The organism is Promicromonospora sp. NPDC090134, from assembly GCF_044746965.1.
Lineage (GTDB): Bacteria > Actinomycetota > Actinomycetes > Actinomycetales > Cellulomonadaceae > Promicromonospora.
In genome coordinates, this window is sequence record NZ_JBIVCZ010000003.1 from 93,731 (window position 1) to 118,350 (window position 24,620).

The 24,620-nt window shown below is 74.7% G+C and carries 21 protein-coding genes and 1 riboswitch; of the genes, 8 read left to right on the forward strand and 13 right to left on the reverse strand.

The annotated features are described in order from the left end of the window. Positions 1–84: 84 nt before the first annotated feature. The 3 genes from ACIPN7_RS10090 to ACIPN7_RS10100 all read right to left on the reverse strand — a co-directional run bounded on the left by ACIPN7_RS10090 (position 85) and on the right by ACIPN7_RS10100 (position 2,497). On the reverse strand, positions 85–921 hold the full coding sequence (locus ACIPN7_RS10090) for an HAD family hydrolase (RefSeq protein WP_400540671.1): 837 nt from the start codon (positions 919–921) through the stop codon (positions 85–87). A gap of 157 nt (positions 922–1,078) precedes the next feature. After that, entirely contained in the window at positions 1,079–1,669 is a 591-nt protein-coding gene (locus tag ACIPN7_RS10095; RefSeq protein WP_400540674.1) for a putative glycolipid-binding domain-containing protein, read from the reverse strand. 69 nt (positions 1,670–1,738) lie between these two features. Further along, entirely contained in the window at positions 1,739–2,497 is a 759-nt protein-coding gene (locus ACIPN7_RS10100; RefSeq protein WP_400540677.1) for an SDR family NAD(P)-dependent oxidoreductase, read from the reverse strand. Positions 2,498–2,709: 212 nt separating this feature from the next. On the opposite strand from ACIPN7_RS10100, the gene ACIPN7_RS10105 reads away from it, so the two are divergent. After that, positions 2,710–3,687, forward strand: a complete 978-nt coding sequence (locus tag ACIPN7_RS10105; protein ID WP_400540680.1) for an AraC family transcriptional regulator N-terminal domain-containing protein — start codon at positions 2,710–2,712, stop codon at positions 3,685–3,687. Positions 3,688–3,834: 147 nt separating this feature from the next. Here ACIPN7_RS10105 and ACIPN7_RS10110 read toward each other — a convergent pair whose 3' ends face one another. After that, the gene (locus ACIPN7_RS10110; protein ID WP_400540683.1) at positions 3,835–4,350 is read right to left on the reverse strand and encodes a TetR/AcrR family transcriptional regulator; all 516 of its coding nucleotides are present in this window, start codon (positions 4,348–4,350) and stop codon (positions 3,835–3,837) included. A 131-nt stretch (positions 4,351–4,481) separates the two neighbouring features. Between ACIPN7_RS10110 and ACIPN7_RS10115 the strand changes: the two genes are divergently transcribed. Next, a complete protein-coding gene (locus ACIPN7_RS10115; protein WP_400540686.1) occupies positions 4,482–4,937 on the forward strand; it encodes a DoxX family protein in 456 nt (151 codons plus the stop codon). A gap of 186 nt (positions 4,938–5,123) precedes the next feature. Here the strand turns inward: ACIPN7_RS10115 and ACIPN7_RS10120 are convergent, their stop codons facing one another. Genes ACIPN7_RS10120 through ACIPN7_RS10135 form a run of 4 tightly spaced genes read right to left on the reverse strand, consistent with a single transcriptional unit; the run spans position 5,124 to position 8,432 of the window. Beyond that, positions 5,124–5,897 (reverse strand): MerR family transcriptional regulator, encoded by a 774-nt coding sequence (locus tag ACIPN7_RS10120; RefSeq protein WP_400540689.1) that lies wholly within the window; start codon positions 5,895–5,897, stop codon positions 5,124–5,126. 36 nt (positions 5,898–5,933) lie between these two features. Then, a complete protein-coding gene (locus ACIPN7_RS10125) occupies positions 5,934–6,731 on the reverse strand; it encodes an ABC transporter permease (protein WP_400540692.1) in 798 nt (265 codons plus the stop codon). Continuing rightward, a complete protein-coding gene (locus ACIPN7_RS10130; RefSeq protein WP_400540695.1) occupies positions 6,728–7,567 on the reverse strand; it encodes an ABC transporter ATP-binding protein in 840 nt (279 codons plus the stop codon). The genes ACIPN7_RS10125 and ACIPN7_RS10130 overlap by 4 nt, the downstream gene beginning before the upstream one ends. A gap of 43 nt (positions 7,568–7,610) precedes the next feature. Beyond that, positions 7,611–8,432 carry a M15 family metallopeptidase gene (locus ACIPN7_RS10135; RefSeq protein ID WP_400540698.1) on the reverse strand — a complete coding sequence of 274 codons (822 nt, stop codon included), beginning with the start codon at positions 8,430–8,432 and terminating at the stop codon, positions 7,611–7,613. Between the two features lie 101 nt (positions 8,433–8,533). On the opposite strand from ACIPN7_RS10135, the gene ACIPN7_RS10140 reads away from it, so the two are divergent. The 5 genes from ACIPN7_RS10140 to ACIPN7_RS10160 all read left to right on the forward strand — a co-directional run bounded on the left by ACIPN7_RS10140 (position 8,534) and on the right by ACIPN7_RS10160 (position 12,771). Then, on the forward strand, positions 8,534–9,172 hold the full coding sequence (locus tag ACIPN7_RS10140; protein WP_400540701.1) for an RNA polymerase sigma factor: 639 nt from the start codon (positions 8,534–8,536) through the stop codon (positions 9,170–9,172). Position 9,173: 1 nt separating this feature from the next. Further along, positions 9,174–10,127 (forward strand): hypothetical protein, encoded by a 954-nt coding sequence (locus ACIPN7_RS10145; RefSeq protein ID WP_400540704.1) that lies wholly within the window; start codon positions 9,174–9,176, stop codon positions 10,125–10,127. 53 nt (positions 10,128–10,180) lie between these two features. Next, positions 10,181–10,669, forward strand: a complete 489-nt coding sequence (locus tag ACIPN7_RS10150) for a GNAT family N-acetyltransferase (RefSeq protein ID WP_400540707.1) — start codon at positions 10,181–10,183, stop codon at positions 10,667–10,669. A gap of 135 nt (positions 10,670–10,804) precedes the next feature. Next, positions 10,805–11,986: a Cmx/CmrA family chloramphenicol efflux MFS transporter gene (locus tag ACIPN7_RS10155; RefSeq protein ID WP_400540710.1), complete on the forward strand. Its 1,182-nt coding sequence runs from the start codon at positions 10,805–10,807 to the stop codon at positions 11,984–11,986. Positions 11,987–12,159: 173 nt separating this feature from the next. Next, positions 12,160–12,771 carry a hypothetical protein gene (locus ACIPN7_RS10160; protein ID WP_400540713.1) on the forward strand — a complete coding sequence of 204 codons (612 nt, stop codon included), beginning with the start codon at positions 12,160–12,162 and terminating at the stop codon, positions 12,769–12,771. A 35-nt stretch (positions 12,772–12,806) separates the two neighbouring features. Here the strand turns inward: ACIPN7_RS10160 and ACIPN7_RS10165 are convergent, their stop codons facing one another. Together ACIPN7_RS10165 and ACIPN7_RS10170 are read right to left on the reverse strand one after the other, a co-directional pair. Further along, on the reverse strand, positions 12,807–13,712 hold the full coding sequence (locus ACIPN7_RS10165; protein WP_400540716.1) for a LysR family transcriptional regulator: 906 nt from the start codon (positions 13,710–13,712) through the stop codon (positions 12,807–12,809). A gap of 44 nt (positions 13,713–13,756) precedes the next feature. Continuing rightward, positions 13,757–14,461: a type 1 glutamine amidotransferase domain-containing protein gene (locus ACIPN7_RS10170; protein ID WP_400540719.1), complete on the reverse strand. Its 705-nt coding sequence runs from the start codon at positions 14,459–14,461 to the stop codon at positions 13,757–13,759. A 178-nt stretch (positions 14,462–14,639) separates the two neighbouring features. Further along, positions 14,640–14,743, forward strand: a riboswitch (SAM riboswitch). A gap of 8 nt (positions 14,744–14,751) precedes the next feature. On the opposite strand from ACIPN7_RS10170, the gene metE reads away from it, so the two are divergent. After that, positions 14,752–17,196 (forward strand): 5-methyltetrahydropteroyltriglutamate--homocysteine S-methyltransferase, encoded by a 2,445-nt coding sequence (gene metE, locus ACIPN7_RS10175; RefSeq protein ID WP_400540721.1) that lies wholly within the window; start codon positions 14,752–14,754, stop codon positions 17,194–17,196. Positions 17,197–17,306: 110 nt separating this feature from the next. Here the strand turns inward: metE and ACIPN7_RS10180 are convergent, their stop codons facing one another. From ACIPN7_RS10180 to ACIPN7_RS10190, 3 genes are all read right to left on the reverse strand, one after another. Next, the gene (locus ACIPN7_RS10180; protein ID WP_400540724.1) at positions 17,307–18,887 is read right to left on the reverse strand and encodes a ricin-type beta-trefoil lectin domain protein; all 1,581 of its coding nucleotides are present in this window, start codon (positions 18,885–18,887) and stop codon (positions 17,307–17,309) included. Positions 18,888–19,173: 286 nt separating this feature from the next. Beyond that, positions 19,174–23,523, reverse strand: coding sequence for a GH92 family glycosyl hydrolase (locus tag ACIPN7_RS10185; protein WP_400540727.1), 4,350 nt, complete (start codon positions 23,521–23,523; stop codon positions 19,174–19,176). A 79-nt stretch (positions 23,524–23,602) separates the two neighbouring features. After that, positions 23,603–24,616 carry a LacI family DNA-binding transcriptional regulator gene (locus tag ACIPN7_RS10190; RefSeq protein WP_400540730.1) on the reverse strand — a complete coding sequence of 338 codons (1,014 nt, stop codon included), beginning with the start codon at positions 24,614–24,616 and terminating at the stop codon, positions 23,603–23,605. Positions 24,617–24,620: the final 4 nt, after the last annotated feature.

Consider the following 24,620-nt stretch of genomic DNA (forward strand, 5'->3'; position numbering starts at 1 on the left):
TTGGTTCAATCGATCGCCGGACGGGCCGGGCCACCGACGGGTCGGCGTGGTGGTGCGCCGGGAAGATCCGGCCGTTCGGGCAGGTCAGGCCGTCGACAGCAGGAGCGCGTCGCGCAGGGCGGACGCCGCGCCGTCCTGCTCCAGGGTGCCCGTGACGCGGTGCGCGGCGGCGCGGACGCCGGCGGGCGCGTGCCCCATGGCGATCGACACGGCCGCCCAGGCGAACATCTCCAGGTCGTTCTCCCCGTCGCCGACCGCCAGGGTCCGCGACGGCGCGACGCCCAGCTCGACGCGGATGCTCTCCAGCGCGACCGCCGTGCTGACGCCGGGGGCGGTGACGTCCACCCAGTCCACGCGGGCGGGGATCGCGGTGACCCCGGTCGCGCGCAGCGCCGGGGCGAGGCGCTGGGCCCACTGCCCGTACACGACCAGGCGCGGCGTCGGCCGCGCCCAGAGGTCCTCGACCTGGCGCAGCACCTCCTGGTGCCCGTGGAGCTGCCGCTCGGGGAACCGCCTGGTGACGCGGTAGCCGGTGCCGACCACCTCGGCGGCGAGCCGCAGGTCCGGCCGGGTGCGCGTGACCAGCCGGACCACGGGCTCGGCCGCCACGGCCCGCACCTCGACCACCGAGTAGCCGTCCGGGTCCAGGCGCGCCGTCACGGCCCCGTTCGCCGCGACCACCCAGCCGTCACGGACCCCGAGCTGCCGCACCACCTGCACCGCGCCCGACAGCGACCGGCCGGTGGCGATCACCAGGTGGTGCCCGGCGGCACGCACCGCCGCGAGCGCCTCGACGACGGCGGGGGTGGCGCGGCGGCCGGCACGGACAAGGGTCCCGTCGACGTCGCAGGCGACGAGGACGGGCGTGGACGTGGGTACGTCGGGCGGTGCTGCGGTGGCCCCGGAGGCGGTCGCGGTCACGGTATTCCCCTGGTGATAGGCGGCGGGCCCATCATCCCTCATAATAGGACATTTTGGAACTCGCGTTCTTGCGGCGAGATCGGTGTCGTCCCAGGTCAGAAGCCTGCGGCGGCCGAAACGATACACGCCGGGGCGGGTGAATGACGCACCCGTCCGGTCAGCGCTCGCGGACGGCGATGCCCGGGTACTCCAGCACCAGCCCGGAGGCGTCGCAGGTGAGCACGCAGGCGAAGTCGAAGGTCGCCGCGGTGTAGTCGAGGCTGAGCACGTCGGGGGTGTGCTCCCGGAGTCGGTACTCCTGCTCGATCGGCTCGACGGAGAGGTCGCCGGCCCGGACGAACAGCGCGGGCGCGGCGCAGGCCCGCCCGGGCCGCAGGTCGAGCCGGTGGACCGGCAGCGTGTTGGTCACGGCGGACGACTCGAGGTCCACGTCGACGCAGTCGTCGAACCGGTCGTCGGGCTCTCCGTCGACCAGCCAGCGCGTGCCACCGGGGTCGTCGACCCGTTCGAGGGTGACGCGAAGGGTCTCGGCGGCCGTCAACGCCTCGACCCGGACCTCGCGGGTGCGCCACCGGTGGTCGACGTCGATCCGGTACCCGACCGACCACGCCTCGGCGCCCTCGGCGGCGGTGGTGTGCCCGCGCAGCACCAGCCCGTCCGCCGTCGGCCCGGCGAACAGCACCTCGAAGCCGGCCCGGACCCCGGTGTGGGTCCAGGCCGACACCGGGGGCATCGGTCGAAACCCCATGGTTCGACCCTAGCCACAGCCGCCCCGCCCGCACGCCGCACAGCACCGCACCGCGCCGCGCCGCGCCGTCTACAGGTTGAAGCCGCCGGTCACCTCGATGTCCTGCGCGGTGATCCAGCGCGCGCCGTCGGACAGGAGGAACGCGATGGCGGAGCCGGCGTCGTCCGGCTCGCCGAGCCGGCCCAGCACGGTGCGGCCGACGAGCTCGGCCGTGATCTCGGGGTACTCCTCGAACGCGCCGCCGGCGAACGGGGTGCGCGTAGGCCCCGGGGACACCGAGTTGACGCGGATGCCGCGTGCGCCCAGCTCCTTGGCGAGGTACCGGGTCAGCACCACGACGGCGCCCTTCAGGGACCCGTAGGCCGAGTACCCCTCGGACAGCCCGGCGGTGCCCGCGGAGCTGCTGGCCGTGTTGACGATCGCGCCGCCGTCCTCGATCAGCGGCAGCAGGGCCTGGGTCACCAGGTAGGGACCCTTGAAGATGACCCGGTAGAAGTCGTCGAGCTGCTTCTCGGTGGTGTCCGCGAACAGGGTGCCGCCGCCGTAGCCCGCGTTGTTGACCAGGCCGGTGATGGTCCGCGCGCCCCAGGTCTCGGCGAGCGCCTGCTCGACGGCGGCTCGGAACGCGGGGAACGTGGCGCTGTCGCCCACGTCGAGCGGGAGCGCGACGGCGGTGCCGCCGGCCTCCTCGATGCGTGCGACGGTCTCCAGGGCCCCGTCCCGGTTCGCGTTGTAGGTGACGACGACGCCGGAGCCGCCCTCCGCGGCGCGGATCGCGGCGGCCTGCCCGATGCCGGAGCTGGCCCCGACGACGATGGTGATCGACATGTCTTCCTCGTTCTCTGGTTGTCTCGACTGCTTGCCGGATAGTGCTTGCGGTGGAAGCCTCGGAGGCGGGACCGTGAGGCCCCGGCTCCTCGACAAGTCAAGGCGATGACCGGCCGCGACGGTGAGAGCGTTCCTCGCGCGTTCTTGCCTGATCCTGCTCGCAGGGGCGTTGCGCGGGGACGGACCGGAGCCGGAGGAGGAAGGTGGGCGGCATGGACCTCGACGGGCTGCGCGCGCTCATGGACCGGCGGGCGCCCGCGGGCACGAGCGAGCCACTGCCCGGGGTGTTCCTGTCGCGCGAGACGCGGCCGGGCGACCCGGAGGCCGCCACGACCGGCACCACCTTCGCGCTCATCACCCAGGGCACCAAGGAGCTGCGGCTGGGCGCCGAGACCGTCGTGTACGGACCCGGCGAGTACCTGGTCACCTCGATCGACCTGCCGGTCATCGGCCGGTTCACGGAGGCGAGCGACCGGGCCCCGGCGCTGGGCTTCGGGATGACGTTGACCGCCCCCGCCATCGCCGAGCTGCTGCTGTCGGCGGAGTCCCGGCCGACGGGGTCCTCGCCGGCGGGAAGCGCGCCGGCCGACTCCCCGTCGACGGGGACCGCGTCGGCCGGAACCGCGCGCGGGGCGAGCGCGCCGGGCCCGGGGCACGGCCCCGCCGTCCCCGCCCTGGCGACGAACCGGGCGCCGGCCGAGCTGCTGGACGCCGTCGGGCGGCTGATCCGCCTGCTCGACCGGCCGCGCGACCTGCCGGTGCTCGGGCCGATGGTGCGGCGGGAGATCCTGTGGCTGCTGGTCACGGGACCGCAGGGCGACACCGTGCGGCAGCTCGGGCTGGCCGGCAGCAAGCTCACCCGGGTCAGCGCGGTGGTGCAGTGGATCCGGGACAACGCCGCCGAGCCGCTCCGCGTCGAGGACCTCGCCCGGCGCGCAGGCCTGAGCGTCTCTGCGTTCCACCGCACGTTCCGCGCGGTGACCGGGTCGAGCCCGCTCCAGTTCCAGAAGCAGCTCCGGCTGGCCACCGCGCGCCAGATGCTCGCGTCGCGAGACACCAGCGTCACACGGGTCGCGTTCGACGTCGGCTACGAGAGCGCGGCCCAGTTCAACCGGGAGTACCGCCGCCTGTTCGGCGCCCCGCCGGGCCGCGACCGCAGCAGACCGGCGGGCGCCGCGGTCGTCGGCTGATCGCCGCTGCCGGAGGGGGCCTCTTCGCCGGACGGCCCGCTGTCAGACGACCAGGCAGTTGCTGCCGGGCGGGCGACCCTGCCGGCAGCAGGTGCATGGTCCTCGGCGACGCCCGGCGCACTCGGCGCCCGCGTCGTCCCGCGCCCCTCAGGCGTCCGGGACCAGCCGGCGCAGCACGGGTTCGGCGGCCGCGACGACGTCGGGCCCCTCGAGGGCGCCGGAGAGCCAGAGGCTCGCGAAGCCGTGGGCGACGGACCAGGCCGCGCGCGCCCCGTCGGCGTCGGGCGCCAGGCCCGCGAGCGCCCCGGAGGCCGTCTGCTCGGCGGCGCGCAGGTCCGCGTCGTCGCCGTGCAGCAGGCTGCGGTCGAACATGACGGCGAAGTGCCCGGGGTGGTCCACCGCGAACCGTACGTAGGCGACGCCGGCGGCGAGCAGGTCGTCCCCGACCTCGTCCAGGGCCGCAGCGAGCAGCGTGAAGCCCTCGGTCGCGACGGCCGTGAGCACGCCCGCCTTGTCGCCGAAGTGGTGGGCCGGCGCCGCGTGCGACACCCCCGCGAGCCGGGCCAGCTCGCGCAGGCTCAGGCCGGCGGGCCCGTGCTCGGCGACGGCGGTCGCGGCGGCGGCGGTCATCGTCCTGCGCAGGTCTCCGTGGTGGTAGCTCATGGAGCTCCGTCTCTCGCGGTGTTCTCGTGCTCGGTGTTCTCGTCCTCGGCGCCGATCTTGCCATTGACAAGATAGCACCGCGAGTGGTGAGGTGTCGCTCGAACTTGTCGCCGTCAAGATTGGACACGGTCATGCCCGTCCCCCTTCCCGTGCTGCTGCTCGCGGTCACGGCGCTCGCGCGCCTGCTCGGCCTGCTCGCGGTACCGGCCCTCGACTCCTGGCACGACGCCGCGCGGGTCGGCGTCGCCGCCGTCTACCTGCTGGCGTCGTCCGGACGGCTCATCCCGCACGTCCGCCAGGACCTCGTACGGATGGTGCCGCCGGGCCTGCCCCGCCCCGACCTGCTCGTCGCCGGCACGGGGGTGCTGGAGCTGGCGGGCGCGATCGGCCTGCTGGTGCCCGCGACGGCGTCCGCCGCGGCGATCTGCCTCGGGCTGCTCACCCTGGCCATGACCCCGGCGAACATCTCCGCGGCGCGCCGCCGCGTCCTGTTCGGCGGCAAGCCGGCCACCCCGGTCGGACGCCGCCTCGCGGAGCAGGCCCTGTACCTGACGGCCCTGGCGTCGATCGTCTGGCTCCCCTTCTGACACCGCCGGCCGCGCCCGCGACGCCGCCCGCCAGCCGCCCGCCGCCCGCCGCCCGCCAACCCACCGGCCGGTGTTGACCACAGCAGTTGCTGCCAAGAATGGCGATCTCGTGGCAGCAACCGCTGTGATCGACACCGTGGGGTCGACGTCAACACCGTGGGGGTCGACGTCGACGGCCGGGCGTGGTCAGCGGGTCTTGCGGGGGACTCGCTCCTGGCGGGTCCAGCCCGACCAGCCGCGCTCCTCCAGCAGCTCCTCCAGACGGCGGCCCGCCGGGATGGAGTCGAGGGCGAGCGAGTCGAACTGCTCGACGAGCCCCCGCTCCACCCCGCGCCCGCCGTCGCCGGTCCACCCGGCGTGCCGGTCCAGGACGGCCGCCACCTTGTCGGCCAGGCCGGGCAGCCGCGGGTCGTCCGGGTCCCAGCCGATCCCCTCGCCGATCGACCGCAGCACACCGACGAACTCGGCGTCCTCCAGAAGGCGGCCCTTGTTCACCATCGCCGCGGCGATCTGCTCGCGCGAGTACACGGCCAGCGACAGGATCCAGCTGTCCCGCTCGATCTCGACGACCCGCTCGGGCACACCCAGCTCGCGCCACCGGTCGAGGTAGGCCGCACCCTCCGGCGGCAGGGCCAGGCTGTCCCCCGCGGCGAGCCGCGCGATGCGCTCGCGGTGCCGCTCCCGCTCCTCGATCTCCGACCTGAGGCGCGCGTCGATCTCGGCGACGGCCGCCGCGAGCTCCTCCTCGTCGGCGCGCAGGAGCTCCTGGACCCGGGCCAGCGGCACGCCGGCCTCGGCCAGCGTCCGGATCCGGATGAGGTCCACCACGGCCTGCGCGCCGTACCGGCGGTACCCGGAGTGGTCGCGCTCCGGCTCCGGCAGCAGCCCCACGGCGTGGTAGTGCCGCACGGTGCGCGCCGTCACCCCCGCGTAGGACGCCACCTGCCCGATCGTCAACATGAAACCATCCTCCCGTCTTGTCGTCGGAGTGCCGGGTCAGCGGGCCGGCGCCGTCGTCCTGCCGAAGGCGTGGCGGGACCAGGCGAGGCCCACACCGGCGATCAGCACGCACCAGCCGACGGCGAGCCAGCCGTCCGACCCCACGGGCGTGCCGGACGTCAGGGCCCGCAGGGTCTCGATCACCGGCGTGAACGGCTGGTGCTCGGCGAACTGCCGCAGCCCGGCCGGCATCTGCTCGGTGGGCACGAACCCGCTGCTCACGACCGGCAGCACCATCAGCACCAGCGGCGTGTTGCTCGCTGTCTCGACGCTGCCCGCGGCCAGCCCCATGGCGACGGTCAGCCAGGTGAACGAGAACGCCAGGAGCAGCACCAGACCGGCGGCCCCGAGCCAGCCCACGACCCCGGCCTCCGAACGGAACCCGAGCAGCACCGCGAACCCGACCATCACCGTCAGGGCGAGCACGGTCCGGACCACCGCGCCGAGCACGTGCCCGGTCAGCACCGAGACGCGTGCGATGTCCATGGTCCGGAACCGGTCGAACATCCCGCCGGTGCGGTCGATCGCGACGGCGACGGCGGTCCCGTTCGCCACGCTGGACACGGTCATGACCCAGATGCCGGGGACCAGGTAGTTCAGGTAGTCGGCGCGGCTGCCGCCGCCGTCGACCGGGAGGCCCGCGCCCAGCGTGCCGCCGAACACGTACACGAACAGCAGCAGGAACACGACGGGGATGGCGATCAGCATGACCGCCAGGGACGGGTAGCGGCTGAGGTGCCGCAGGTTGCGGCGCAGCATGGTGATCGAGTCGCGGACGGCGTAGGTCGTGCTCATCGTGCGGTCACCTCCGGGGTGTCGGCGGGCGCGGCAGGGTCGGCAGGGTCGGCAGGGTCGGCGGGGTCGGCGGCGTGCCCCGTCAGCGCCAGGAACACGTCGTCGAGGCTGGTGGCGCCGCCGGGCACCTGCGCCTTGAGCTCGCCCGGCGTCCCCTCGGCCACCAGCGTGCCGGCGTCGAGCACGCCGACCCGGTCGGCCAGGGCGTCGGCCTCCTCGAGGTACTGGGTGGTCAGCAGCACGGTGACGCCGTCGGCCACCTGCTCCCGGACCACCTGCCAGACGGCGCGGCGGCTGCGCGGGTCGAGCCCCGTCGTCGGCTCGTCCAGGAAGATCAGGCGCGGCCGGGTGATCAGCGTCATCGCCAGGTCGAGGCGGCGCCGCATGCCGCCCGACCAGGTCAGGGCGCGGCGGTCGGCGGCGTCGGCCAGGTCGAACCGGTCGAGCAGCGCCGCGACGTCCCGGACGGCGGTCGGCCGGTCGAGATGGGTCAGGTCGGCCATGAGGCGCAGGTTCTCGCGGCCGGTCAGGAACATGTCGATCGCCGAGAACTGCCCGGTCACGCCGATCGCCGCCCGCACCCGCGCCGGCTCGCGGCGCACGTCGTGGCCCGCGACGCGCACCTCGCCGGCGTCGGCCGTCAGCAGCGTGGACAGGATGTTCACCATGGTGGTCTTGCCCGCGCCGTTCGGCCCCAGCAGGGCGTAGACGGAGCCGGCGGGGACGGTGAGGTCCACGCCGTCGAGCACGTGGTGGTCGCCGTAGGACTTGTGCAGGCCGGCGACCTCGATCGCGGTGCCTGGTGCGGCCGCGGCCGCACTGTCTGGTGTGGTCATGACCGCAGCGTGCAGGGTTGCCGCTACGGCAAGGTCAAGCCCGTCAGTCGGTGTAGCCCCCGCCGGGCACGTCGAAGACCTCCTCCAGCGTCGTGACGCCAACGTCCCGCATGTACGCCGCCAGGTCGCGGCCCACCCAGCGCAGGTGCCAGGCCTCGGGGGCATACCCCGTCACCGCGCTGTTCTCGGGCGTGTACCGCACCAGGAAGCCGTACGTCGCGGCGTGCTCCGCGACCCACCGCCCCTCGGCGGTCTCCCCGAAGCACGGCTCGAAGTCGCACCCCGGCTGTGTCGTGCCACCCACGTCCACCGCCAGGCCCGTCTGGTGCTCGCTGTGCCCCGGGCGCGCCGAGACGGCGTCCGCCTGCTGCGCGCCGAGCTGCGCCACCCAGCCCCCGTAGACCGCGGCCTGCTTCGGGTACCCGCGGTAGGCGCTGCGGAGCGTCAGCCGCACGCCGTCGGCGTCGGCCGCCGCCAAGAGGGCCGTGAGGTCCGGCGCGACGTCGGGCCGCACGAGGTAGCCGCGCACCGTGGTGAGGTCGGGCTCGTGGTCGACCGGGTCGAGCGGCGTGTGCTTGTTGACCACGACCCAGGGGCTCGCCGGGTCGGTGGTCGACCGGGCGGTCAGGTCGATGCCCGGGTCGTCCCCGGGGCCGCCGTCCGGGCCGCCGTCCGGTTCCTCGCCCGGCTCGGCATCGACGGGCGCTCCCTTCGGCCCGACGGCGCTCGCGGCGCTCGTCCCGCCGCCGGCTCGCGGCGGCCCGACCGGACCGGCGACCGACCCCGCCGCGGGCCCGGCCGCGCAGCCGGCGAGCAGCAGCGCGGCGGCGAGCAGCGCCGCGGGGACGGCCCCGGTGCGCGGCACGGACAAACGGTTCGAAAAGGTAGGCACACCGGGGTCGTGTGCGGCGCGCGGCCCCCGATGTCAGCGGCGCGCTGTGACGTGGGCAACACCGGGGTCGTGTCATGGGCGGTTCCCTGCCGGACACACTGTGTCGGAAGCACTCACCCCCGGAACGTTCACCCCGGAGACCGACGGAGACCCCGGAGACCGCCCTGACCACGAACACCGAGCCGCACCGCGTCGCGCCGGGCCCGCTCACGGCCGCGCGTACGGAGGAGCTCTTCGCGACGCACGCGCGTGCCGTCCACCGCTATGCCCGCGCGCGGCTCCCGGCCGCCGAGGCGGAGGACGTCGTGGCCGAGGTCTTCGCGATCGTGTGGCGCAAGGGCGAGCTGCCCGACAACCCGCGGGCGTGGCTCCTGGCCGTCGCCCGCCGGGTGATGGCCAACCAGGCGCGCGCCCGGCAGCGGCGCACGGCCCTGGTCGAGCGGGTGCGCACGCACCCGGCCCCGGCGGGCGCCGACGACGTCCGCCTGGTCGGCGAGCTCGACGAGCTCCGCCGCGCGATGGACCTGCTGCGCCCCGCCGACCGGGAGGTCATCGCGCTGCTCGCGGCCGCGGAGCTCTCCACGGCGGAGGTGGCCCAGGTGCTGGGCTGCACGACGGCGGTCGCCGCCACCCGGGTGCACCGCGCCCGACGCCGCCTGCGCGCGGCGTACGAACGGCTGACCGACGAACGGCTGACCGAGGAAGGTGCCTGACGTGGACGACGACGAGCTGACCCGCGCCCGCCGTGCGTTGCGCGGTGCCGATCCCGAGCTCGACCTGGCGCGCGCGTACGCCGAGTCCCGCGCACGGGCGGAGTCAGACCCGCGCGACACCGGCCCCGGCGACTGGGCCGCCCCCTGGTCCGACAGCGGCTCCGACGACCGGGCCGACACCGGTAACAACGACTGGGCCGACACCGGCGACGTCGAGGTGCTGCTCCGCGGCCCCGACACACCCGGGCTCGTCCCGGCCGCGCTCCGGCGCGCGCCGTCGGGCCGCCGCGGGCCGGTGCTCGCGTGGGCGGGTGCGGCAGCCGCGGCAGCGGCCGCCGTCCTCGTGCTGAGCCTCACCGGCGCTCCGGGACCGGGCGCCCTCCCGGGCTCGGCCCCGGGCACCGGCGCGTCGGCGGCCGGGACCCCCCGTCCGGGCGCGTCGCCGTCCCCCACGACCTGGCACACGCCGGGCGAGGTCGTCACCCTCGCGGGCAAGGCGATGTCCGGCGCGAGCTGCGGCGTGAAGATCCGCTCGACGCTCGGGGACGAGCCGATCATGCGCTTCGACCAGGTCGACGAGCCGGACGTGGCCGTGCCGAAGCCCCTGCTGGACCAGCAGCCTCTCCAGGTGCTGCAGGCGGCGTCGGCCCGCGTGCTGCTCGGCCTGCCGGGCTACGACGGCACGAACCAGCGGCTCGACGACGACCTTGCGGTCGAGGAGCTGGCCGGGCAGACGGTCGCGCGGATCCGGGTCATCCCGTCGGACGACCAGGTCCAGGGCGGCGACGTGACCCGCGTCGAGGTACTGGTCGACACCACGACCTGGCTGCCGCGGGCCCAGGAGATCTGGGCCACGTCCGACGGCGGCAAGCAGTTCCGCGTGCACAGCGACCTGAGCTGGTCGGGGTGCGACGAGCCCAGCATGGCCCCGACGAACGGCGCCGACCGGCCCTGACCCGGCCCCGCCGACCCGCCGACCCGTCGACCCGCCACGATAGGCTCCCCGGCGTGCTCCACCCCGCCGCCTCCGCCGACCTCGACGACCTGGCCGCGTTCCTCCGCACGGCCGACCTGACGGTCGCCGCCCTCGCGGAGCCCGCCGTCCGCCTCTGGCTCGAGCGCGACGAGGCCGGGGCGGTCACCGCGACCACGGGGTTCGAGCTCGGCGCGGACGGCGAGCACGCGCTGATCCGCAGCGTCGCCGTCCGGCCCGACCTGCGCGGCGCCGGGGACGGCCTGCGCCTGGCCCGCTTCGCCCTGGACCGCGCCGCCGACGCCGGGGCGCGCGAGGCCTGGCTGTTCTCCCGCCGGTCGGGCGGCTTCTGGCAGAAGCTCGGCTTCGGCCCGACGACGACGCGGGCGCTCGCCGCCGCCCTGCCCGACGCCCACCAGGTGGAGCTCTTCCGCTCGACGGGCCAGCTCGACCACGAGGTCGCGTGGCGCCGTCCGCTGCCGGAGCCCGCGCCGGCGCCGCCGCGTGCTAGCTTCACCGCATGAGGTCTCCAGAAGCATCCAGGTCAGGGCTGCCGGTACTCCGGTAGCCCGAGATGCCCCTGTAGAGAACACCCGCATCCGAAGGGCCCGTAGTGCCGTCCCGGCCTACCCGTCTCCCTCCACCCTTCGGAGTTCCTCATGCCTGTCCTGCTCTACGTGCTCGCTGTCGCGGTCTTCGCGCAAGGCACGTCGGAATTCGTCCTCGCCGGGCTCGTGCCCGGCATCTCTCTCGGCCTCGGCGTCTCGATCGCCCAGGCCGGCTACCTGACCTCGGGCTTCGCGGTCGGGATGGTCGTCGGCGCGCCGCTCACCGCCGCCGTCGGACGCCGCCTGCCGCCCCGCTGGACCCTGTCCGCCTGCCTGCTGGTGTTCGTCGCCACGCACGTCGCGGGGGCACTGACCGACAGCTTCGCCGTGCTGCTCGGCACGAGATTCGTCGCCGCGGTGGCGAACGCCGGGTTCCTGGCGGTCGCGCTGTCGACGGTGCAGCACGTCGTCCCCGCCGGACGGCGGGCCCGGGCGCTGGCCATGATCCTCGGCGGCACGACGCTCGCCCTGGTGGCCGGCGTCCCCGCCGGCGCCCTGCTGGGCGAGCTCTGGGGCTGGCGCTCCGCCCTGTGGGCGATCGCCGGGGTCTCGGCCGCGGCCCTGGTCGCCGTGGCCTGCCTGACGCCGGTCCGGCTCGACGGCGGTACGCCGCGCGCCCGCCTGGACCTGCGCACCGAGCTCGGCGCGCTGCGCTCACCGCGCCTGCTGCACCACCTCGTGCTCGGGGTGCTGGTCAACGGCGCGACATTCTGCGCGTTCACCTACCTGGCGGTCGTCGCCACCGACGGTGCGGGCCTCGGGTCCGCGCTGGTGCCGGTGGTACTGGCCCTGTTCGGTCTCGGCGCCTTCGCCGGGGTCTCGGCCGCGGGCCGGCTCGCCGACGCCCACGGCGGGCGCCTGCTCGCAGTCGCCGGCCCCGCCCTGCTCACGGGATGGGTCCTGTGGGCCGCGCTCGCCCCGAGCCCCGCGGCGGTGTGGGTGCTCGCGCCGGTGCAGGGCGCGCTGTCGTTCGCCATGGGCGGCACACTGATCGCCCGCACCATGGCGGCGGCCCACGGCGCGCCGACCATGGGCGGCGCGTTCTCGACGGTCGCCCTCAACCTCGGCGCGCTCGCCGGCCCGGTGCTCGGCGGGAGCGCCGTCGCGGCGCTCGGGCCCGCCGGGCCCCTGGCGGTGAGCGCGGCGCTGACAGCGGTGGCCGTCACGCTCCGGGCGGTACGGCGCGCACACCCGGGACGGCGCCCGGGAGACGTCACGCGTCGGGGGACGTAACGCTGGGGTAGCAGTGCTATCTGAGCGTTACCTCCTCGGCGGTGCAGCCCTTTCCCGGAGGGCGCCGGGAGACGTCCCGCGCCCGAGCACTTCACGCCGAGATCTCGACCACGCCGCCGTCGTGCCTGGTAGCGTCCCCGGCACGACGGCGGCGAGCACGAGCGAGGAGACGGATGCGGTCCCTGTTCCCAGCACTGGCACGGTTCCCGGCACGGACACGGTTCCCGGCACGGGCGCGGTTCCCCGCACGGGCGCGGTTCCCCGCACGGGCGCGACGGACCCGCGGCGCGGCCGGGCTGGCCCTCGCCGTGCTGATCCCGGGCGTGCTGACGTCCTGCTCCGCGGGCCCCGCCGACACCCCGGCCGGACCCGCGGAGCCGGCCCCCGCGCGTGAGGCCGCGACGGAGCAGTACGCGGCGGTGCTGGACGACGTCCTCGTCGCGCTCGACCGATCCGTCCCGGACGTGGGGTGGACCGCCAAGGACCGCTTCCCGTTCGTCACCGAGCAGCCGGACGGCGAGTGCGTGCTCTTCCTCGCCGAGAGCCTGGGCGAGGGCGACCTGTACGAGCCCAGCGGCGGCCTCGCCGACCTCGCCGCCGGGCTCGACCCGGTGCTCGAGGAGCACGGGTTCGACCCGCTGTCGGACGTGACCCACGCCGAGCACGGCGGCGACGCGTACGTGACGGCCACCGACCCCGCCGGCTGGGAGCTCCGGGTCTCGGCGTACCCGCCGCTCGTGGGCATCTCGGGTCCGGTGGCGGACGACGGGTGCGCCGGGTCGTGACCGGAACCCGGCAGTCGGCCGGGTAGCGGCACGCCTCAGAGGCTCCCCCACTCCGCGGCGGCCCCGGTCAGCCGCGCCCGGACGGCGGAGACCGCCGGCCCGTGCGGCACGCCGCGGCGCCCCGCGAGGTACAGCGTGTTCAGCGGCGGCGCCTCGGGGTGGTGGAGCTCGACCACCTGCCCGGACTCCAGCGCGGGCGCAACCAGGTACCGCGGCAGGACGGAGACGCCCGCGCCGCCGGTGACGGAGGCGAGCACGGCCCGCAGGTCGGGCACCACGAGCGCCGTCGCGTTGGGCGGCCGCCGGCCGAACTCGCTGCGCCAGTACCGGCGCACGATCGGGAGGTCCTCCGCGTACGCGACCAGCGGCAGGTGCGCGAGGGCAGCCACGGGGTCGGCCGCCAGGCGCACCTGGTCGACGGTGTGGGCCAGGGCCGGCGGCCCGACGAGCAGGAACTCCTCGTCGACCAGCGGCGTCGCCACCACGGCGTCCTGCCGCGGGCGCACCGAGGACACGACGAGGTCGAGGTGGCCGGCCGCCAGCGCGGCCAGCAGCTCGTCGCCGAGCCCGAGCGTCGCACGGAGCTGGAGCCCCTGCGCGACGAGCGGCGCGAGCGCGGGCAGCACACGCACCGTCATGAGCTCGGCGGCTCCGCCGATCCGGACGAGCCCGCGCACCGCCGGCTCGACGTCGCGAGGACCGAGGGCCGACCGGAGCCCGTCCACGTGGAGCCCCACCTCGGCGGCCAGCGCCACGGCGCGCTCCGTGGGCTCGGCGCCCCGGCGGGACCGCACGAACAGGCGGGTGCCGAGCTGCTCCTCCAGGCGGGCGAGCTGCCCGGTGACGGCGGGCTGGCTCACGCCCAGCCGCTCGGCCGCCGCCGACAGCGACCCGGTGCGGTAGACCTCCAGGAACGTGGCGAGGAGGTCGAGGCCCGGCACCGGCACCACCCTCCGTCGTCGTCCTGCCCACAGGCTAGCCCGGCTCAGCGCGCCGCGAGCGCCTTGAGCACCGCCTCGGCGGCGGCCGCGCTGGACTGCGGGTTCTGGCCGGTGATCAGGTTGCCGTCCTGGACCACGGTGCTGCTCCAGGGCGCGCCGACCTGGACGACGGCGCCGCGCTCGCGCAGCCGCGACTCGACGAGGTACGGCGCGGCGTCGCCGAGGCCGCCCTGGCGCTCCTCCTCGTCGGTGAACGACGTGAGCGCCCGGCCCGCGTAGGCGAAGGTGCCGTCCGGCTCCTGGGCGCTGAGCAACGCGGCGACGCCGTGGCACAGCGCGCCCACGGTCGTGCCCCGGTCGTTCGCGTCGAGCAGCAGGCGGCCGAGGTCGGCATCGTGCGCGAGGTCGGCCATCGGGGCGTGGCCACCCGGGATGTAGACGGCGTCGTAGTCGTCGGCGCGCACGTCGGCCAGCGTGAGCGGGTGGGCGAGCTGGTCGGCGATGCCGTCGAGGTAGGCGCGGAACTCCGCCGCGTCGGCGGCGGGCACCCCGCCGCGCTCGTCGAGGCTGACCGCGTCGACCGTCGGCGCCACGCCGCCCGGCGTCGCGACGTCGACCTGCGCGCCGGCCGCGGTGAGCACCCGGTGGGAGGCGGCGACCTCCTCGGCCCAGTAACCGGTGGGGTGCTCGGTGCCGTCGGCCAGGCGCAGGCTGTTCGCGGCGGAGACGACCATCAGGATCTTCGACATGGTGTGGTTCCGATCTGTTCGGGGAGCTTCCCGCTGAGGTGCGGTCCTCGGGGAACGTCAGAATCCATCACCGGATGCCGAGACAGACAGTCGGAGCCATAACCAGACTTATGGCTCGGATTTGTCCGAGGCGTGGACGGTTTGCCGACCACATCCCGGGCATGCCTACGATCAAGTCTCATCATCCAGAGCGGTCGAGAGTCCTGGCTCCACGACACCGCAGCAACCTACCTCCGAGGCGCCAATCTCGGGGCAAGGTGCTAACGCCAGGTCCGATGGAGCTGATACGCATGGCAGTCACGAACCCGCACCTTTCCACCGCCACGATCCTGGGCTACCCCCGCATCGGCCGGAGGCGCGAGCTCAAGCGCGCCGTCGAGTCCTTCTGGGCCGGCCGCACCACCGCCGACGAGCTGGAGGCGACCGCCCGCGACCTGCGGCAGACCACCGCGCGCCGCCTCGTCGACCTGGGCCTGGACGCCGGCAACGCTGCCGTCCCCGGCTCGTTCTCGTACTACGACCAGGTGCTCGACGCCGTCGCCCTGCTGGGCGCCGTGCCCGACCGGTTCGCCGGGCTCACCACGGACGGGGGCCGCCTGCCCCTGGAGGCCTACTTCACGGTGGCCCGCGGCGAGGGCGACAACGCGCCGCTCGAGATGACCAAGTGGTTCGACACGAACTACCACTACCTGGTCCCGGAGATCGGGCCGGACACCCCGATCGGCTTCGTCGACGACCGCGCGGTGCGCGAGTTCACCGAGCTGGCACACCCGGCCGACGGCGGCCAGGCGGTCGTGACCCGCCCCGCGTTCGTGGGCCCGGTGACGTTCCTGCTGCTGAGCAAGGCCGCCGACGGCGCAGTACCCGCTGCCGCGGCTCTGCGGGGCTCGCAAGCTCACTCCTCAGCCGCAGGCGACGGCTTCCGCCCCCTGGACCGGCTGGACGACGTCGTCGCCGCCTACGCCGACCTGCTGCGCGCGCTGGCCGCCGCGGGCGCGCCCTGGGTGCAGCTCGACGAGCCCGCCCTGGTCACCGACCTGCTGGACGTCCCGTTCGACGAGGTGGCCGACGCCGTCCGCCGGGCCTACGCCGCGCTCGCGACCGAGCTCTCCCCCGCGGCCGCGGGCGACGCCCCGGCGCAGCGCCCCGCGATCCTGGTCACCGCGCCGTACGGCGACCTGCGCAGCGAGGCCGGCGACGGGCTCGCCCTGCTGGCCGGCACCGACGTCGAGGCGATCGCGATCGACCTGGTGCGCGGCGCCGTACCGACCGGACCGGTCCCCGGCCTGGAGACCAAGACCCTGGTCGCGGGCGCGATCGACGGCCACAACATCTGGCGCGCCGACCTCGACGCCCGTCTGACCACCCTGGAGGGTCTGGCGGCGACCGGCACCGGGCTCGGCGCCGGGACCGTCGCCGTCGGCACCTCGACGTCGCTGCTGCACGTGCCGCACGACGTCGCCGACGAGCCCCGCCTGGACGCGGACCTGAAGTCGTGGCTCGCGTTCGCCGACCAGAAGGTCGCCGAGGTCGTCACGCTGGCCACCGCGCTGACCGACGGCCGCGGGGCGGTCGCCGACCGGCTCGCCGAGTCGACGGCGGCGGTGCGCTCCCGCGCCGCGGCACCCGGCGTCGTCGTCCCGGTGGTGCGCGAGCGGACCGCCGCGCTGACCGCCGCCGACGTCGAGCGCGCGCCGTACGCGGAGCGGGCGGCCGCGCAGCAGGCGCGGCTGAACCTGCCACCGCTGCCGACCACGACCATCGGGTCGTTCCCGCAGACCGCCGAGATCCGCAGCACGCGCGCCGCGTGGGTGCGGGGCGAGCTGTCGGACGCCGACTACACGGCGGCGATGCGCGCCGAGATCGCGAGCACGGTCGCGCTCCAGGAGGAGCTGGGCCTGGACGTGCTGGTGCACGGCGAGCCCGAGCGCAACGACATGGTGCAGTACTTCGCGGAGCAGCTCGACGGCTTCGCGACGACCGTCAACGGCTGGGTCCAGTCGTACGGCTCGCGCTGTGTGCGGCCGCCGATCCTGTGGGGCGACGTGTCCCGGCCCGCGCCCCTGACGGTCGAGTGGACGGCGTACGCGGCGTCCCTGACCGACAAGCCGGTCAAGGGCATGCTCACGGGTCCGGTCACGATCCTGGCCTGGTCGTTCGTGCGCGACGACCTGCCGCTGGGCGACACCGCCGACCAGGTGGCCCTGGCGCTGCGCGACGAGGTGACCGACCTGGAGGCGGCCGGCATCGGCGTCGTCCAGGTGGACGAGCCGGCGCTGCGCGAGCTGCTGCCGCTGCGCCGCTCGGCGCACCCGGGCTACCTCGACTGGTCGGTGCGCTCCTTCCGGCTGTCGACCGCCGGGGCGGAGACCGCCACGCAGGTGCACACGCACCTGTGCTACTCGGAGTTCGGGCAGGTCATCGGCGCGATCGACGGCCTGGACGCCGACGTCACGTCGGTGGAGGCGGCCCGGTCCCGCATGGAGATCGTGCCCGAGCTGGCCGACGCCGGGTACGGGCGCGGCATCGGGCCGGGCGTCTACGACATCCACAGCCCGCGCGTGCCGTCGGTGCAGGAGGTGACCGACCTGGTCGAGCTCGCCGCCAAGTCGATCGACCCGCGGCTCGTCTGGGTCAACCCGGACTGCGGCCTGAAGACCCGCGCCTACGCGGAGACCAAGGAGTCCCTGGCCCACCTGGTGACGGCCGCCAAGGCGGTCCGCGCCACCCTCTGACGCCCGCCCCACGTCCATCCTTTTCGAGGCCCGAGTTTCTTCGCTCTGACGCCTGTCAAAGCGAAGAAACTCGGGCCACGAAAGGGAGTGGGCTCATCAACGGGGAACGGTCAGCCCACGCGCCACTTCTGGGCCGACGTGCCGTTGCAGGTCCAGATCTGGAGCTGCGTGCCGTTCGCGCTGTTGCTGTTCGGCACGTCCACGCACTTGTTCGCGAGGATCGAGACCAGGTCCCCCGCCCCGCTCAGCGTGAACTGCTGGGCCGGGTTGCCGCTGCAGTTGGCGAGCTGCACGGGCGTGCCGTCGCCGGTGTTGGCCCCGGCCACGTCCATGCACAGGCCGCCGGCCCGCAGCGTGCCGTCGGCCTGGAACGTCCAGTTCTGCGCGCCCGTGCCGTTGCAGGTCCACAGCTGCAGGCGCTTGCCGTCCGTGAACTCGGAGTTCGGCACGTCGATGCACTTGCCGGCGAGGCCGACGAGCGGCCGGCCCCCGCTGCCACCGCCGGTGGTGGTGAGCTGCAGCCCGTACGCGCTCAGGATCGGGTTGACCGGCTGGTAGATGAACCGGCCGTTCGTGGAGCAGTCGCCGATCCGGCCCGAGGTGACGCCCTGCGCCTGGTTGCCCGAGAGCACCGAGCCGCCCGAGTCGCCGCCCTCGGCGCAGGCCGAGCCGGTCGCCATGCCGGGGATGTCACCGGAGCCGTAGTTGATGGTGACGTTCTTCTCCTGGATGACGCCGCAGCGCCAGCCCGTCGTGCGGCCCGACCGGCACACCGCCGCGCCGATGCCCTGCTCCGCCGAACCCGCGACCGCCGTGGTGCCGCCCGCGTAGTTGTTCACGGCCGGAGTGGGCGTCCAGTTGCCGTTGGTGCCCACCCAGGCCCAGTCGTGGCCCGGGAAGGTGGAGCCGCGGTAGGTGCCGAGCGCGGCACCGTCGGGGGCGTTGACCGGGTCGCCGGTCGAGCCGCAGTGCCCGGCCGTGACGAACCCGCCGGAGACCGCGAAGCCGATCGAGCACAGCGTCACGTACCCGTTGCCGAGCGGCTTGTGGAACTCGTCGCCGCCCCGGATGTCGCGCGCCGTCCGGGGCGCGACCTTCGACTTCTCCACCCGCACGGCGCCGGACGGCACGTCGGAGGCGGCGATCATCGCCTGGGCCGCCGCGACGTCGGCCGCCTCGATCACCACCTCGTTGGTGGCCGGGTCCGCGTACCAGGCGTGCACCGAGGCGGGGGCGCCCACCTCGTCGAGGGCCTCCTTCCACCCGGTCAGCTCGTCCAGGCTGTGGTCGACGACGACGGCGTCGGCGCCCGCGCGCTCGGCCACCTTGGCCGCCGCCGCACTGGTGACGGCGACGCGCGGCGCGTCCGCGCCGTCGGGCAGCCAGGTGCCCGCGTACCGGTCGCCGAGCGCCGCGGTCAGGTGCGCCTCGACGATCGCGGCGTCGGCGTCGCGGGCCAGGCGGGCGGGGATCTCGGCCCGGGTCAGGCCCAGGTCGCGCTCCATCGCGCCGACCTGGCCCTCGGGCAGGGCGTCGGGGGCGTCGGCGCCCCGGACGTCCGCAGCGCCCTGCGGGTTCAGCGGCGCCGGGACAGCGCCCGCCGTGCTCGCGCCGGTCAGCGCCGTGCCGACCATCAGCACCGTCGCTGACAGCGCTATCAGGGAACGTGACGTTCTCAGGGATCGTGACATGGTCTTGTGCTCCTCATCAGGCCTGGGGAACCTCGTGTGCCTGGGAGCGTATTGACGCCGCGCCGCGACCAGAACGGGTGGGACGGCGCTGTGTGGAAAGTACCTATCCGCCCCGTATGCGCCCTGTAGGCGCGGATACCGCTGCGCCGCGGGGTGAACGTACGTGCGCGGGGTGTGTTGCTGTGCGTGGACGTTGTCGACGCACAGCAACACACCCCGCGGAGGTGGCGTCGCCCCGAGGAGCGACACCACCGAACCCGGCGCCAGGGCCGAGCGGCGTTCCGGGTCAGCTGCAGGCGGCCGCCTGGTACGGCACGGTCACCGTCTCGGTCGCCTTCTGACCGTCGACGGTCGCCGTCACGACCGCGGTCACCGCACCCGTGCCGACCCGGGCCGAGCCCGCGTCGAACGTGTGCTCGCCCGGACCGCGCAGCGTCGTGCTCCCGAAGTCGGACGTGACCCTGACGGTCGCGCCCTCTGCGCCGTCCACCAGGACCCGCAGCGTCGAGTCGCCGTCGACACAGGCCGGGGCGGCCCACACCGTGACGCCGTTCGCCGTGTCCTCCGCCTTGTCCGCGGCCCGGGTCTCGGCCCGCGTCTCGGCGTCCGGCGTCGCGGCCGCCTCGAGCGGCAGCACGTCGGAGCCGGCGCCCTGGTCCGCCAGGAGCTGCACCTCGGCCAGCGACAGGTCGCCGTCCGTCGAACCGCCGGACGAGTCCTCGACCACGATCCGCAGGTGCCCGTACTCCGCCGGGTCGTCGACCTGGAACGTCCGGGTCTGCAGCGCCCAGCGGAACGCCTCCCCGTCCCGCTCGTCGAGCACGGTCCAGCTCTCGCCGTCGTCCGACCCCTCCAGCCGCCAGGCCGACGGCGCCGCCGTGCCCGCGACACCCGAGGTCAGCGTGTACGTACCGACCGTCGCCCGCGTGCCGGACCCGTCCCAGGTGATCGTCGGGGTCGGCGTGGCGAACGCGGTGCGCGTGGTCGACGTGTCGTCGACGAGCGCGTCGGCGTCGGCAGCAGAGCCGCCGGCGACCGTCACGGTGCCCGCCCCGGTCGCGTCCCGGTCCGGCGTCGGCGGCTCGTCGCCCTCGGTGAGCGACGGCGGGGCGTCGTCCGCCCCGGTGCCCCACGAGGACGGCTCGGCGCCCATGACGAAGTCCAGCCGGGCGCCGCCCGACAGGTCCGCCTGGGACAGCGACGTCGACGTGCGCGACCGCCCGTCCACGCGCAGCGACTGCACGTAGACGTTCTCCACGGAGTTGTTCCGCGCGCTGATCACCAGGTCGCCGTCCGGCAGGTGCACCGTCGCCCGGTCGAACAGGGGCGAGCCGATCGCGTACTGGTCGGACCCGACCTGCAGCGGGTAGAGGCCGAGCGCGGCGAAGATCCACCACGACGACATCTCACCGTTGTCCTCGTCGCCCGGGTAGCCCTGGCCGATCTCGCTGCCCACGAACAGCCGGCGTGTCACCTCCCGCACGATCTCCTGCGTCTTGTGCGGGGCGCCCGCGGCGTCGTACAGCCACGGGATGTGGTGCGAGACCTGGTTGCTCATGCCCCACTGGCCCAGGCGGATGTCCCGCGCCTCGCGCATCTCGTGGATGACGCCGCCGTAGCCGCCGGTGTGCGTGGCGTCCTCGGGGGTGGCGAAGAAGGTGTCGAGCTTGGCCTCCAGACCGTCCTGGCCGCCGTAGAGGTTGCCGAGGCCGCGCGGGTCCTGCGGCGCGTGGAACGAGAAGTTCCAGCCGCTGGTCTCGGTGTAGCCCCCGCCCCAGGTGCGCGGGTCGTAGTCCTCGGGCGCGTTGAGGAACGAACCGTCGGCGTGCCGCGGCTGGAAGAAGTCGATCGCCGGGTCGAAGAGCTCGCCGTAGTGCGTGGCGCGCTCCAGGAAGTAGGCCGACTCCTCCCGCAGCGTCGCGCGCCGCTCCCGCGGCGTGTGCCGGTCTTCCGCGAGCGCCGCGGCCATGTTGCCGATGCCGAAGTCGTTGATCAGACCCTCCAGGCCCCAGGAGACGGACTCGTGGGTGCTCTCCGGCGTGAAGCCGAGGAACGGCGAGGACTCCAGGCCCTTGCGGCCCACCGCGTTGTTCGGCGGGGCCACGGTGCCGTTCCTCAGCGCGGCGTCGTACGCGTCCAGCGCCTGGTCCGTGGGCAGGGAACCCTTGAGGTAGGCATCGGCGAACGCGACGTCGGACGACGTGCCCGTCATCAGGTCCGCGTAGCCCGGCGAGGACCAGCGGGCGATCCAGCCGCCGTCGCGGTACTGCTGCGTGAACCCGTCGACCAGCTCCGCGGCGACGTCCGGGTACAGGAACGAGTACGCGGGCCAGGCCGTGCGGTAGGTGTCCCAGAACCCGTTGTTGACGTAGATCTTGCCGTCGACGAGCTTCGCGTTCGTCGTGGTGTCGGTCGCCTCGCCGGACGGCGCGGTGACGGGGCTCGCGTACTTGTACACAGGCCGCTTGGCGGTGCCCGTGTTCTCGAACTGCGAGTTCGGGTACAGGTTGAGCCGGTACAGGTTGGAGTACAGCGTGACGAGCTCGTCCTCGCTGCCGCCCTCCGTCTCGATCACGCCGAGCCGGCCGTTCCACTCCCGCTCGGCCGCACGCTGCACCTTGTCGAACGACCGGCCGGTGACCTCCAGGCCGAGGTTGGCCCGGGCCTGGTCCAGCCCGATGAACGACGTGGCCACGCGCAGCTCGACCGTGCGGTCCTCGCTCGTGTCGAACGTCGCGTACCGGGCGCCGGCGCGGTCGCCCGCGGCCTCGCCCACGGCCGACGGCGCCCGGTCGAACGTGCCCGCGACGTACATGCGGGTGCGGCCGACCGACAGGCCGCTGCCGTTCTCGACCCAGCCGGTCAGCTCGCCGGTGGCGGCGTCGAACAACAGCTTCGAGGAGCCGGCGACGCGGTCGACCAGCACGTGGCCGGTGCCGGCCCCGGCGTCGGCCCCGGCATCCGCCGGGAAGGTGTACCGCAGCACCGCGGCGTGGTCCGTCGGCGTCACCTCGGCCGTGATCCCGTCGGCGAAGGTCACGCCGTAGTAGTCGGGCCGGGCGGTCTCGTCGGCGTGGTCGAACGCCAGGCCGCGCGCGTCCAGCCCCGCGTCGGGCACGCCCGCGCCGGTGGCGGGCTGGAAGGCGAGCTGGTTGCGGTCGCCCATCCAGGGGCTCGGCTCGTGCGAGATGCCGATGCCCTGCAGCACCGGGCGGTTCTGCTCGTCGTTGGCGGCCTGGTACTCGTACAGCCAGCTCTGCGACGACGCGTTGGTCAGCGGCGTCCAGAAGTTGAAGCCGTTCGGCACGGCCGTGGCCGGCACGTTGTTGCCGCGCGAGAACGACCCGCTGGACAGCGTGCCGCGGCGCGTGTCGACGTAGCTGGTCAGGCTGTCCCCGTCGATCCGCTCGGGCTTCGCCTCCAGCGCCACGTCGTCCAGCCAGCCGGCGAACTTCGTGGCGGCCGAGCCGCCGTCGTTGTCGTAGCCGAGCAGCACCTGGTCGACCGTCTTGCCCTTCGCGACCGACCCGAGGTCGACCCGCACGGAGTTCCACTGGTCGGCGTACAGGATCTTGCCCGCGCCCTGCCCGGCGGCCGTCGCGGCCGTCCCGTGCGCGTCGCGCGCGTCCAGGTCGGACAGGTAGGTGCCGTCCGTGAACCTGAGGTCCACGCTCGCGAAGGTGGACGGGTACTCCAGGTCGCCCAGCAGCTCGGGGAAGATCTTCCAGCTCAGCCGGGTGTCGCGGCCCACGCGGACGTCGACGTCGTCGTACAGCACGTTGGTCGCGTGCGCCGGGCCGTCGGCCTGGTGGCCGCCGTCGTACCGCAGCGAGCGGGTACCGGTGAAGCCGACGCCCTTCTTGTTCGTGAAGTCCACGGTGGTGGGCCCGGAGCCGACGGCGGTGGTCATCGGCCGGTCCGCGGGCTGCTCGGAGAGGTCGGCGGACAGGTCCCAGTCGGCGAGCTGCACGATGCCCGCGCCCGCGTTCTGCGTCACGTCCAGGCGGAACCAGGTGTACGCGGCGGTCGGCGCGTCCAGCTCGAAGACCCGCTGCTGGAACCGGTCCTCGAAGGCCTCGCCGCTGCGCTCGTCGATGGTCTCCCAGGTCTCGCCGTCGGTCGACCCCTGCAGCGTCCAGGCGCGCGGGTCGCGGTCGGCGAAGTCGTTCGCGGAGGTCAGCGCGTAGGCCGTGACCACGGTGGGCTCGGTCGTCTCGTAGGTGGCCCAGCCCGTGCGCGCGAACGTGAGCCACTTGGTGGCCGACGACGCGTCCGCCAGGTTGGCCGCGCCCTCGTTCGGCAGGTTCTCCGCGCTCGCCGCGACGGCGGAGACACGGTCCAGCACGCTGCCCGGCAGGCCCACGACGAACTCGCCGACGTTCTCCTGCCACGGCGCCCCGCCGCGCTCGGCCGGCGTGGACTCCAGCGGCGCGGCGTCGTCGTCCTCGAAGGAGGTGGCGAAGTCGCCGCCGGCTCCCTCGCCCGACGTCGCCGCGGTGGTGCCGGTGCCCACGGAGCCGGTGCCGACGGGTGCTGCGAGCGCGACGCCCGAGGGCACCGCGAGCAGCAGGGCGAGTGCTCCCGAGAGAGCGGCGGCCGCCTGCCGGGATCTGGCTCGGCCGGTGACTATGGACATGGGTGGTCTCCCTCGTCGGCTGACAGCGCTGTCGCGTGCCGAACGTAGGTGCAGGCCAGGCCCGGTGTCAACGGGTGGGTCAGCGGGCCGCCGAACGGGGCGGTCGCTCGCCGCTGCCGCGGGTGACGACCCGCGTGGGCAGCACCACCTGCTCGACCGTCCGGTCGGGGTCGGCGGACCGCGCGACCGCGAGCTCGGCGGCCCGCCGCCCCATCTCCACGGCGTCGTACGCCACCACGGTGATGCCCAGCAGGTCGGCGAGCTCGAAGTCGTCGAAGCCGACCACGGCGACGTCCGCGCCGCCCGGGGTGTCGCGCAGCGCCTGGAGCGTGCCGACGGTGGCCCGGTTGTTCGCGGCGAGGATCGCGGTGGGCGGCTCGGGCGCCGCGAGCAGCTCCAGCGCCAGGTCCCGGGCGGCCGCGGCGTCGTGGGCGCCGGAGCGGACCCAGCGGTCGGCGTCGGCCACCCCGGCGTCGCGCATCGCGGCGAGGAACTCGTCGCTGCGCTCCTGGTAGGTCCACAGGTGGGGCTCGTCGCCCACGAACCCGATGCGGCGGTGGCCGTGCGCGAGCAGGTGGCCGACGGCGGCGCGCGTGCCACCCCGGTTGTCGATGACCACGGTGTCGACGTCCATCCCGGCCGCCGGCCGGTCCACGACCACCACGGGCAGCCCGGCGGCGATCTCGCCGCGCAGCGCCGAGTGGTCGGCCCCGGCGGGCGTGACGATCAGGGCGCCGACCCGCCGTTCGAGCAGCTCGCCCGTCAGGGAGGCCTCGCGCTCGGGGTCCTCGTCGGACGACGCCGTCAGGAGCTGCAGCCCGTGCTCGCGCAGCTCGCGCTCGATGCCGCTGGCCAGGGCGGAGTAGAACTCGTTGGCCAGGTCGCCGGTGATGAACCCGACCAGCCGCGAGAGGCCGCCCCGGGCGAGGTCGGCGGCCACGGCGTTGCGGCGGAAGCCCAGGGACGCCGCGGCGTCCTGCACGCGCTCGCGCGTCGCGGACGCCACGTTGGGCTCCCCGTTCAGCACCCGGGAGGCGGTCTTCAGGCTCACCCCGGCGGCCTGCGCCACCACCGCCAGCGTCGGACGACGCATCACC